This is a genomic window from Streptomyces olivaceus, from assembly GCF_000721235.1.
Lineage (GTDB): Bacteria > Actinomycetota > Actinomycetes > Streptomycetales > Streptomycetaceae > Streptomyces > Streptomyces olivaceus.
Genome location: NZ_JOFH01000049.1, coordinates 53,420 through 63,342, shown reverse-complemented (window position 1 = coordinate 63,342; position 9,923 = coordinate 53,420). Strand labels below are relative to the sequence as shown.

Genomic DNA, 9,923 nt, shown 5'->3' with positions numbered 1-9,923 from the left:
ACGAGATGCTCAGGAGTCTCGTGGGCTCGGAGATGTGTATAAGAGACAGGCTCCTCCCCCCCCCTGGCCCCGCCTGACAGCCCCCCCCGCCTCCTGACAGTCCCCGCCCCCTCTGCCGGCCCGTCGGTCCGTCGCCGCCCCTCGGCCCGGATCCCGCGGGCGGGTAAAGTGTCGGCGTCGTCATCACCCGTACGGGGGGAAGCCGGTGCAATTCCGGCGCTGACCCGCAACCGTGAACCGCCCGCCGAGCCCCTCCGGGCCCCGGGCCGGTGAGCCGGACTGCCCCGCGCGGACGTGACCGGCTCACGTGCCCGGCGCCCGCCGGAGCACGGGCACCGTCGAGGCATACGGGGCCGAGCCGCCGGGGGTGCCCCGTGCTGCCCGGTCCCGCACAGGGAAAGGCACCCGCCGCTCATGAACGTCCGCCGTCGCAGCAGCGTCGCGGCTCTGGCCGCCACCGCCGTGATAGGCGTCGCCGCCGCGCCCGCGGTCGCCGCCGACCCGTCACCGTCCGCCACCACGTCCGCGCCGTCCACCGCCGCGTCCGGGCTGTACGGGTCCGGCAACCCGCAGTTCGACGGCGTCTGGCGCCAGTCCCTCGCGCTGCTCGCGCAGGACACGGTGGGCGTGGTCCCGTCGTCGAAGGCCGTGAAGTGGCTCACGGACCAGCAGTGCGACGACGGCTCCTTCGCCCCCTTCCGCGCCGACCCGGCCAAGGCCTGCGACGCCAAGACCATGGTCGACACCAACAACACGGCCGCCGCCGTCCAGGCTTTGTGGGCCGTCGGCGGACACGGTGACGTCGTCGACGACGCCCTCGGCTGGCTGAAGTCCGTACAGAACAAGGACGGCGGCTGGGGCTACAGCCCCGGCACCCCCAGCGACGCCAACTCCACCTCCGTCGTCATCGGCGCCCTGACCGCCACGGAGACCGACCCCGAGGGCGTCGAGAAGAACGGCAAGTCCCCCTACGACGCCCTGCTGGCCCTGGCCCTGCCCTGCGCCGAGGACAAGGGCGCGGGCGCCTTCGCCTTCCAGCCGGACAAGGACGGCAAGCTCCTCGCCAACGCGGACGCCACCGCCGCCGGTCTCCTCGGCGCCCTCGGCAAGGGCCTGGTCACGGAGGCCGGCGAGAAGACCGACGCCGCCTCCTGCGCCGACGCGGACGAGCCCACCCGCGAGCAGGCCGCCGCCAACGCCGCCGCGTACCTCACCGACGCCCTCGCCAAGGACGGCCACCTCAAGTCGGCCCTCGGCGGCTCGCCGGACCAGCCCGACTACGGCAACACCGCCGACGCCGTCGCCGCCCTCGCCGCGCAGGGCGGTGCGGACAAGGCGGCCGGGCCGCTGGCCTGGCTGAAGAAGAACGCCGGGCAGTGGGCCGAGGAGAGCGGCCCCGCCGCCTACGCCCAACTGATCTTCGCCGCCCACGCCACGGGCACCGACCCGCGCGACTTCGGCGGCACGGACCTGGTGGAGCAACTGAACGCGACGGGCCCGGCCCCGCAGGGCGCGAAGGCGAGCGACACCGCCACCGGCAAGGCCGAGGACGAGGACGAGAAGAAGGACGACTCCCCCTTCGGCGTGTGGTGGTACGTCGGTGTCTGCCTGGTCTTCGGCATCGGTATCGGCTTCCTGATCAGCAACCGCGGCAAGCAGCAGCCGTGATCCGCCGCGTCGCCCTCCTCGCCCTGGCCGCGTTGCTGCTCGTCGCAACCGCGGGCCAGGCGCAGGCCGCCGGGTACCGCTACTGGTCCTTCTGGGACCGTGACGGCGACCAGTGGGTCTACGCCACCCAGGGCCCGTCGACGGCCCGCCCCTCCGACGGCGACGTCCAGGGCTTCCGCTTCTCGGTGAGCGAGGACTCTGGCGACGCGGCCCAGCCGCGCGGCACGGCGGACTTCGCGTCGATCTGCGCGAAGACCCCGGCCGAGGACGGGAGCAAGCGCGTGGCCCTGGTCCTCGACTTCGGCACGGCCGCCGACGCCCCGTCCGGCGAGACCCCGCCGCCCCCGCGCACGGCCTGCGCCCGGGTCTCCCCCGACGCGACCAGCGCCGACACCCTGGCGACGGTGGCCGACCCCCTCCGCTACAACACCAACGCCCTCCTCTGCGCGATCGGGGACTACCCGAAGTCGGGGTGCGGGGAGCAGGTGTCGGACAAGCAGCAGCCCCGGAACGAATCAGCACCACCGGAGGAAAAGACCACCGCGGACGACGACGGCGGCGGCCCTTCGGTCGGCCTCATCGCCGGCGCAGCGGCGATCGCCGCCCTCGCCACCGCAGGAGCCTGGCAAGCAAGGCGGCGCAGAAATGCCACCGACTGACCCTACGGACAGTCGCGCCGCACACCCTGCGGGCAGTCGTGCCGCACACCCTGCGGGCAATCGTGCCGCTGGGGCGGCACGGGTGGGCGCAGGCGGCACCCTGCACGCGCCGGCAAGCGCCCCCACCCGCCACAGCCGCCCCGCACCTACCCACCCCGGCGCCTGGTGGCTCTGGGCCCTATCCCTAGGCACCGCCGCCACCCGCACCACCAACCCCCTCCTCCTCGCCCTCCTCATCACCGTCTCCGCCTACGTCGTCATCACCCGCCGCCCCCACGCCCCGTGGTCCCGCTCCTACGGCGCCTTCGTCAAACTCGCCCTCGCCGTCCTCCTCATCCGCCTCCTCTTCACCACGATCCTCGGCTCCCCCATCCCCGGCACCCACACCCTCCTCACCCTCCCCGAAGTCCCCCTCCCCCACTGGGCGCAGGGCATCCGCCTCGGCGGCCCGGTCACCGCGGAGGGCCTCGCCTTCGCGCTGTACGACGCGATGAAGCTGGCCACGCTCCTCATCTGCGTCGGCGCCGCGAACGCCCTGGCCAACCCCGCCCGCCTCCTCAAGTCCCTCCCCGGCGCCCTGTACGAGATGGGCGTCGCCGTGGTCGTGGCCCTCACCTTCGCGCCGAACCTCATCGCCGACGTCCAGCGCCTGCGCGCCGCCCGCCGCCTGCGCGGCCGTCCCGACCGGGGCGTACGCGGGCTACTGCAGGTCGGGCTCCCGGTGCTGGAGGGCGCCCTGGAACGCTCCGTCGCCCTCGCCGCCGCGATGGACGCCCGCGGCTACGGCCGTACCGCCCGGGTCCCGGCCCCCGTACGCCGTACCACCGCCGCCCTCACCCTCGGCGGCCTGCTCGGCATCTGCGCGGGGACGTACGGCCTGCTGACCGCCGCGGGCGGCACGTACGGCATCCCGGTCCTCGTCGCCGGTGTCGCGGCAGCCCTCGGGGGCCTGTGGCTCGGCGGCCGACGCACGGTCCGCACCCGCTACCGCCCCGACCGCTGGGACGCCCGGGCCTGGCTGGTCACGGCCTCCGGCGTCGCGGTCGCCGCGCTGCTCTTCCTCGCCGCCGCCCGCGACCCGGCGGCGCTGCACCCGGGCGTGGTCCCGTTGACCGCCCCCACCCTCCCCCTCTGGCCGGCGGCAGCCGTACTCCTCGGCCTGCTCCCGGCGTTCGTCACCTCCGCACCGGAGAACACCATGGGTACGCCCGTGAAGGAGCCGTCGTGATCCACTTCGAGGACGTGTCGGTCACCTACGACGGCGCGGCCGAACCCACCGTCAGCCACGTGGACTTCGAGGTCCCGGAGGGCGAACTCGTCCTGCTGGCCGGTCCGTCCGGGGTCGGCAAGTCCACCGTCCTCGGCGCGGTCGGCGGCCTCGTCCCGCACTTCACCGGCGGCACGCTGAGCGGCCGGGTCACCGTGGCCGGCCGCGACACCCGCACCCACAAGCCGCGCGAACTCGCCGACGTGGTCGGCACGGTGGGCCAGGACCCGCTCTCGCACTTCGTGACGGACACCGTCGAGGACGAGCTGGCCTACGGCATGGAGTCGCTGGGCCTCGCCCCGGACGTGATGCGCCGCCGCGTCGAGGAGACCCTGGACCTCCTGGGCCTGGCCGCCCTCCGCTCCCGCCCCATCGCCACGCTCTCCGGCGGCCAGCAGCAGCGGGTCGCGATCGGCTCGGTCCTCACCCCGCACCCGGACGTCCTGGTCCTGGACGAGCCGACCTCCGCCCTGGACCCGGCCGCCGCCGAGGAGGTACTGGCCGTCCTCCAACGCCTGGTCCACGACCTGGGCACGACGGTCCTGATGGCCGAGCACCGCCTGGAACGGGTCATCCAGTACGCCGACCAGGTCGTCCTGCTCCCGGCCCCCGGCGCCGCACCCGTCCTCGGCGCCCCGGCGGACGTGATGGCGGTGTCGCCGGTCTACCCGCCGGTCGTCGGCCTGGGCAGGCTGGCGGACTGGTCCCCGCTCCCCCTGACGATCCGCGACGCCCGCCGCCGTGCCGCTCCGCTGCGGGAGCGTCTGTCCACCCGGGAGATCCCGGACCACACCCCACCGTCGGCGGCCCAGCTCCCGGCACCCCCGGCACTCCGCCCCGCCCCCGCCCGCTGGTGGCGCCGTAACAGCCAGACCACATCCCCCACCACCCCCACCCCCACCCCGTACGCGGCGGAGGTCCGCTCCCTCGCCGTGCGCCGAGGCGGCGTCCAGGCCCTGCGCCACGTCGGCCTGACCGTCTCCCCCGGCGAGACGGTCGCCCTGATGGGCCGCAACGGCGCCGGAAAGTCCACCCTCCTCTCCGCGCTCGTCGGCCTCGTCGAACCGTCCGCCGGTTCGGTCCGGGCCGGGGACGCGGTACCGCACCGCACGGCGCCCCGGGACTTGGTACGCAGGGTCGGCCTGGTCCCGCAGGAGCCGCGCGACCTGCTGTACGCCGACACGGTCGCCGCGGAGTGCGTGGCGGCCGACCGCGACGCGGACGCACCTTCCGGCACCTGCCGCGCCCTGCTCACGGAGCTGCTCCCCGGCGTCACGGACGACACGCACCCCCGCGACCTCTCGGAGGGCCAGCGCCTCACCCTCGCCCTCTCCGTGGTCCTGACGGCCCACCCGCCCCTGCTCCTCCTGGACGAGCCGACCCGCGGCCTGGACTACGCGGCGAAGTCCCGCCTGACCGGCATCCTGCGCGGCCTGGCCGCCGAGGGCCACGCCATCGTCCTGGCCACGCACGACGTCGAACTGGCCGCCGAACTGGCCCACCGGGTCGTCCTCCTGGCCGAGGGCGAGGTCATCGCCGACGGCCCGGCGGCGGACGTCGTGGTCACCTCCCCGTCCTACGCCCCGCAGGTGGCCAAGATCCTTTCTCCCCTCAAGTGGCTCACGGTGACCCAGGTACGCGAGGCCCTGACATGACCGCCGGCCGTACCACCACCCCCTACGACCGCCAGGCCCGCGCCGTACGCCTCGGCCCGCGCTCGGTCGCGGCCCTGCTCCTGGTCAGCGCGGTGGGCGTGGCGGGCTTCGGCTGGCCCTTCCTGGCCCCGCCGGACGCCTCGCTCAACGCGCACACGCAGGACGCGCCGTGGCTGTTCGCGGGCGTGCTGCTCCTGATGGTGGCCGTGGTGGCGGCGACGATCTCGGAGTCCGGCCTGGGCCCGAAGGCGGTGGCCATGCTCGGCGTCCTGGCGGCGGCGGGCGCGGCCCTGCGCCCCATCGGCGCGGGAACGGCCGGCCTGGAGCCCATGTTCTTCCTCATGGTCCTCAGCGGCCGAGTCCTGGGCCCCGGCTTCGGCTTCGTCCTCGGCTCGGTCACGATGTTCGCGTCCGCGCTGCTCACGGGCGGCGTGGGTCCGTGGCTGCCCTTCCAGATGCTGGCGATGGGCTGGTTCACGATGGGCGCGGGCCTGCTGCCGGGCCCCGACCGCCTGCGCGGCCGCGCCGAGCTGCTGATGCTGGCGGTGTACGGCTTCCTGGCCGCGTTCGCCTACGGCACGGTGATGAACCTCGCGGGCTGGACCTTCATGAACACCCTCGCCTCGAACATCGCCTTCGACCCGGACGCCTCGCTCCCCACCAACCTGGCCCGCTTCCTCTCCTACTGCCTGGCCACGTCCCTGGGCTGGGACGGAGGCCGCGCCGCCATGACGGTCCTCCTCACCCTGACCCTAGGCACCCCCCTCCTCAAGGCCCTCCGCCGAGCCACCCGCCGAGCAGCCTTCGAAACACCGGTGACGTTCGAGGGGCGGGACGGGGAAGGGGAGACGAGTCATCCCGTATAACGGAGCACACCGGCATACCAAGTTCTGCATAATCCCTGCTGCGGTCGAGCGTCCTCACCAGGCGCAGAAGTCCCGCGACGCAGACCACGGGCCGTCCCAGCACAGGCACGAGCGCAGCGAGGAGGAGAAGCGATGAACCACTCCCAGTGGAAGACCCACAGAACCCGCAAGCTCCTGGGCGAGCAAGTCGAGGAAACCCCCGCTTACGTGGATGCGGGCTACGCTTTCGCGCTGGGCCAGGCAGTTTACGACCGGCGCAAGGAGCTCGGTCTGTCGCAGAGCGAGTTGGCACGACGGGCATCCATGACCCAGCCGCAGATCTCCAACATCGAGGGCGGCGACTCCGTACCGACCCTGCCCCTGCTGACCCGGCTCGCCAAGGCGCTGGACGCGTCACTCACGATCGACCTCGACGGCGACAGCTCCACGTTCGCCTTCCGCGCCCACGACGACGGCGACGACGGACCGGAGGAGATTCCGCCGAGCGGCCGTTCCTCAGCGGCTTGAGCGGGCCGCCCGGGCGCCGGGACGCAGACCCGCGGGGTGATCACGCCGACCGGTCGAGCCACCGGCCCCGGCCCCCCCCCCACCGGCGCCATCCTGTGTCCCACGTCTCGCGCCCCTCCCTGCGCGCGTGTCCGGCGTCAGCGGTTCAGGTCCAGCACGGGCAGGCCGCGCCCCTCGTACGCCTTCGGAGCCACCGTGGCGACCAGCGCGTCCGCACCCCAGTCGGGAAGATGGCGAGCCGCGTGGATCGCGGCTCCGAGCCCCGGCAACACACCGTCGCGGCTCATCTGCGCAACTGCCAGCACTGCTGGATAGTCGAGGTCGACGGTATGCAACACGTCCAGCTGCCCGACGTGTTCGGCAATGCCGAGCAGCTCACGTTCCGCCTCCAGAACGGACAGCGTCGGAACCCACAAGCGCGTCTCCGTCTCGAAAGTGGCTCGGTGGATCAGCGCAGACACCTGCCGATTGCCCGACAGCGCCACCAGCGTGGGTGTGTCGAGGACAAGGTGGTGCAGGATCACGCGGCCTCACCCTGATGCCGGGCGAACGCCTCTCGAAGCTTGCGTCCCATCGCCGCGCTCTCCTCGTCCCCCACCTCGACTCCGAAGTTCTCGGCCAGATAGGCGCGCGTCCGCTCAGCCCGCTCCCGACGCTCCTCCTCCGTCAACGTCGACTCCGCGAACTCCTGCACCAGAGATCGGATCGAGCTCCCTCGGGCCTCAGCGATCACTGCCAATCGGTCCCGCACCTCGGCCGGGACCCGGATCATCGCATCACTCATGGCGGGAGTATACGCATGCGTAAACGCCAGAGCCCCGGGGACGGTGAATCGTGTTCGGCGTAACTCCCGATCATGGAGGACGCGTCGCTGACCAGTGAGAATCTGGCCGCAGACGGCTGGTGAGCCGGGCCGAGGCCGAGGGCGCCTGCCCTCGCCTTCCCTTGTGGCGCACGGGGCTGCCTTTCTCCGATGAGTTCCGGTCACCGGAGTGGTCCACAATTCCGGAACGACGGTGAGGAGTGGCCCGAGTGGACTTGTACAGCGTCATGTGTGTGAGCGACCGGATCAAGGCACTGGCGTGGTTCGAAGTGTTCTTCGGACGCCCGGCGGACGAGATCCTCGGCGAGGAACACCTGTGGCAGGTCGGTGAGAACGCGTGGGTCGTCGTCGACGATCGGGACATGCGCGCCGAGCGGGTGGGCGGAGCCATGATCACGCTCGGCGTGCACGACCTCGACGACATCCTGGCCCGACTCGCCACGCACGGAGTGGACCACGAACCGGTCGAGACCTACCGCAACGGCGTGCGCCACGTCGTCGTACTGGACCCGGACGGGAACAGCCTGTCCCTCGCCGAGGCACCCACCCAGTGAACCTTCCCGGCCTGGCCATGGATAGCGTGGACCGCACTCGTGAGAACCCTCGCCCCACCGGGAGCCATCCGTGAACCGCCGTCCCTCCCTGCTGGCAGTCACTGCGCTGACCGCCGTCGCAGCTCTGTCGCTGTCCGCCTGCGGAAGCGGCGACGACTCGTCCTCGGACGGCATCAAGGGCGCGGACGTGGCAGGCGGAACGGGTTCGGCGAGCCCCTCTGCGTCGGCCTCGCAAGGCGGCGTCGAACGACCGGAGATCACGTTGCCGAATGAGTTCCGGGCGGACTTCGAGAGTTGGACCAACAGCGACCCGAAGCTCCAGGCGATCCTGAACGACGGCCGCGAGGAGCTCCGGTCCAAGTACGCGGCGGTCATCGAAGCAAAGCCCGACTCGGAGGCCGTCGCCTTCTACAACTCGGACGCCACCCTGACGAGTGCCCGTAAGTGGGTCAAGCAGTTCACCGATGACGACGACAGCCTCATCGGCAAGGTCCGAATCTTCGACGCCCAGGTCCACATCAACGACACCGGCTCCGGCGTGCTGTTCTACTGCGTCGACGAGCGGGAGGCGTCCACCAAGAACCGGGCAACCGGCAAGGTCATCGACACGCCGGACAAGCCCGAGTCACTGCTCCAGTACCGCGTCCGTCTCGACGAGACTCCCCAGGGCGTGTGGAAGACCGCTGCCCTCACCACGGTCCCAGGGGCCTGCAGCTGATGCGCTTCGCGACCAGGACAAGCGCACTCCTGGCAGCTGCCCTCTCAACCCTCGTTCTGTCCTCCACAGCGGCCTACGCCATCGGTGATGACGGCGCCCAGGCCCCGCCGCCCTCCGGTCCCTCCGGCGGCGCGTCCGGAAGCGCCCTCACCGCCTCGGCAACGACCACCCGCATCAAGGTCACGCAGGTCAGCGGGGGCAGCACTGGCGATTCCGCCAAGCCGCTCGCTCCGATTGACCCGAATTGGAAACCTCCGGCGTGCTGGTACGAGCCAGTCGCCACGCCCGAGCAGCTCAAGGACGCCGTCGAACAACTGAAGGCGGGCGGTGACCTGGTGCCCGTCACCCCCACGCTCAGCTGGGGTGAGCAGCTGATGGTGGACCACTACGAGAAGGGCGAGGCACAGACCGACGGAGAGGGCTACGAAAACTACAACCTGGGCCAGGACGGCCAGTTCTGGCGCGGGGTGATCAACGAGGAGCGGGAGGACGACCCCGCGTCGTACGACTGTGAGCACAACCTGTTCTGGCAGGACGCCAACACGCTCCCCGACGACGATCACGCACCCACTCCCGACATCCTGGCCGCCTACGCCTACGACAGAATCAACGTCCCCGCGACCGAGGTCGAGCTGAAGCCCGCAGCCAGGTCGACCGTGAACCTGCCGACGTGGGTGTGGCTGGACAAGACGACCTTCCAGGAGGTCAAGGTCCGCGCCGATCTGGAGGCCGCCGGAGTGTGGGCCGAGACCACCGCCAAGCCGGTGGCTCTGCATCTGGAGCCCGGTACCGAGGAGGCCCAGACGTACCCGGCCTCCGGCAACTGCGAAATTAACGACGACGGCTCCATCGGCACCCCGTACACCAAGGGCAACGCGGACACGACCCCGCCGTGCGGCATCCGGTACCTGCGCTCCTCGACTGGCCGGCCGTACGAGTTGAAGGCGTCCATCACCTGGGAGATCGCCTGGGAAGGTTCCGGCGGCGCCAACGGCAACCTGCCGAACGGCACATTCGAAACCACTCAGGACATGACCGTCCAGGAGATCCAGGCCATCAACCGCTGACGAGCGGCTGACCACGAGGACCAGATCGAGCTGCCCTTCCTGCCCTCATACTGACCCGAGCTGAACCCAACGATCTCGTCAACGCCGACCTCAAACGCTGGCAGCCCCACCCATCGGAACAGGAACCAGGCCGAACTCG

General features: G+C 71.8%; 11 protein-coding genes. 9 read left to right on the top strand and 2 right to left on the bottom strand.

The window, feature by feature from the left end; all coding sequences use genetic code 11:
- Positions 1 to 414 precede the first annotated feature (414 nt).
- The 6 genes from IG94_RS0134760 (at position 415) to IG94_RS0134735 (ending at position 6,622) form a co-directional block, all read left to right on the top strand.
- Positions 415 to 1,668 (top strand): SCO2321 family membrane protein, encoded by a 1,254-nt coding sequence (locus IG94_RS0134760; RefSeq protein ID WP_031046884.1) that lies wholly within the window; start codon positions 415 to 417, stop codon positions 1,666 to 1,668.
- The gene (locus IG94_RS0134755) at positions 1,665 to 2,327 is read left to right on the top strand and encodes an SCO2322 family protein (protein ID WP_031046880.1); all 663 of its coding nucleotides are present in this window, start codon (positions 1,665 to 1,667) and stop codon (positions 2,325 to 2,327) included. Before IG94_RS0134760 ends, IG94_RS0134755 begins: the two co-directional genes overlap by 4 nt.
- A gap of 82 nt (positions 2,328 to 2,409) precedes the next feature.
- Positions 2,410 to 3,555 carry an energy-coupling factor transporter transmembrane component T gene (locus tag IG94_RS0134750; RefSeq protein ID WP_031046877.1) on the top strand — a complete coding sequence of 382 codons (1,146 nt, stop codon included), beginning with the start codon at positions 2,410 to 2,412 and terminating at the stop codon, positions 3,553 to 3,555.
- A complete protein-coding gene (locus tag IG94_RS0134745; RefSeq protein ID WP_031046873.1) occupies positions 3,552 to 5,249 on the top strand; it encodes an ABC transporter ATP-binding protein in 1,698 nt (565 codons plus the stop codon). The genes IG94_RS0134750 and IG94_RS0134745 overlap by 4 nt, the downstream gene beginning before the upstream one ends.
- Positions 5,246 to 6,115, top strand: a complete 870-nt coding sequence (locus IG94_RS0134740; protein ID WP_031046870.1) for an ECF transporter S component — start codon at positions 5,246 to 5,248, stop codon at positions 6,113 to 6,115. Before IG94_RS0134745 ends, IG94_RS0134740 begins: the two co-directional genes overlap by 4 nt.
- A 132-nt stretch (positions 6,116 to 6,247) precedes the next feature.
- Positions 6,248 to 6,622: a helix-turn-helix domain-containing protein gene (locus IG94_RS0134735; RefSeq protein ID WP_031046866.1), complete on the top strand. Its 375-nt coding sequence runs from the start codon at positions 6,248 to 6,250 to the stop codon at positions 6,620 to 6,622.
- Positions 6,623 to 6,759: 137 nt separating this feature from the next.
- Here IG94_RS0134735 and IG94_RS0134725 read toward each other — a convergent pair whose 3' ends face one another.
- Both IG94_RS0134725 and IG94_RS0134720 read right to left on the bottom strand, forming a co-directional pair.
- Positions 6,760 to 7,146 carry a PIN domain-containing protein gene (locus IG94_RS0134725; RefSeq protein WP_031046864.1) on the bottom strand — a complete coding sequence of 129 codons (387 nt, stop codon included), beginning with the start codon at positions 7,144 to 7,146 and terminating at the stop codon, positions 6,760 to 6,762.
- Positions 7,143 to 7,406 (bottom strand): hypothetical protein, encoded by a 264-nt coding sequence (locus IG94_RS0134720; RefSeq protein ID WP_031046862.1) that lies wholly within the window; start codon positions 7,404 to 7,406, stop codon positions 7,143 to 7,145. Before IG94_RS0134720 ends, IG94_RS0134725 begins: the two co-directional genes overlap by 4 nt.
- Positions 7,407 to 7,654: 248 nt before the next feature.
- Here IG94_RS0134720 and IG94_RS0134715 point away from each other — a divergent pair, with 248 nt between their 5' ends.
- The 3 genes from IG94_RS0134715 (at position 7,655) to IG94_RS0134705 (ending at position 9,784) form a co-directional block, all read left to right on the top strand.
- Positions 7,655 to 7,999, top strand: coding sequence for a VOC family protein (locus IG94_RS0134715; protein ID WP_078892539.1), 345 nt, complete (start codon positions 7,655 to 7,657; stop codon positions 7,997 to 7,999).
- Positions 8,000 to 8,069: 70 nt separating this feature from the next.
- The gene (locus IG94_RS0134710) at positions 8,070 to 8,717 is read left to right on the top strand and encodes a hypothetical protein (RefSeq protein ID WP_031046856.1); all 648 of its coding nucleotides are present in this window, start codon (positions 8,070 to 8,072) and stop codon (positions 8,715 to 8,717) included.
- The gene (locus tag IG94_RS0134705; RefSeq protein WP_031046854.1) at positions 8,717 to 9,784 is read left to right on the top strand and encodes a hypothetical protein; all 1,068 of its coding nucleotides are present in this window, start codon (positions 8,717 to 8,719) and stop codon (positions 9,782 to 9,784) included. Before IG94_RS0134710 ends, IG94_RS0134705 begins: the two co-directional genes overlap by 1 nt.
- Positions 9,785 to 9,923: the final 139 nt, after the last annotated feature.

What these genes read in the sequence shown, in the direction of transcription:
- IG94_RS0134760 (WP_031046884.1), top strand. Translation starts at nt 415, where the DNA reads ATGAACGTCCGCCGTCGCAGCAGCGTCGCGGCTCTGGCCGCCACCGCC.
- IG94_RS0134720 (WP_031046862.1), bottom strand. Translation starts at nt 7,406, where the DNA reads ATGAGTGATGCGATGATCCGGGTCCCGGCCGAGGTGCGGGACCGATTG.
- IG94_RS0134735 (WP_031046866.1), top strand. Translation starts at nt 6,248, where the DNA reads ATGAACCACTCCCAGTGGAAGACCCACAGAACCCGCAAGCTCCTGGGC.
- IG94_RS0134705 (WP_031046854.1), top strand. Translation starts at nt 8,717, where the DNA reads ATGCGCTTCGCGACCAGGACAAGCGCACTCCTGGCAGCTGCCCTCTCA.
- IG94_RS0134740 (WP_031046870.1), top strand. Translation starts at nt 5,246, where the DNA reads ATGACCGCCGGCCGTACCACCACCCCCTACGACCGCCAGGCCCGCGCC.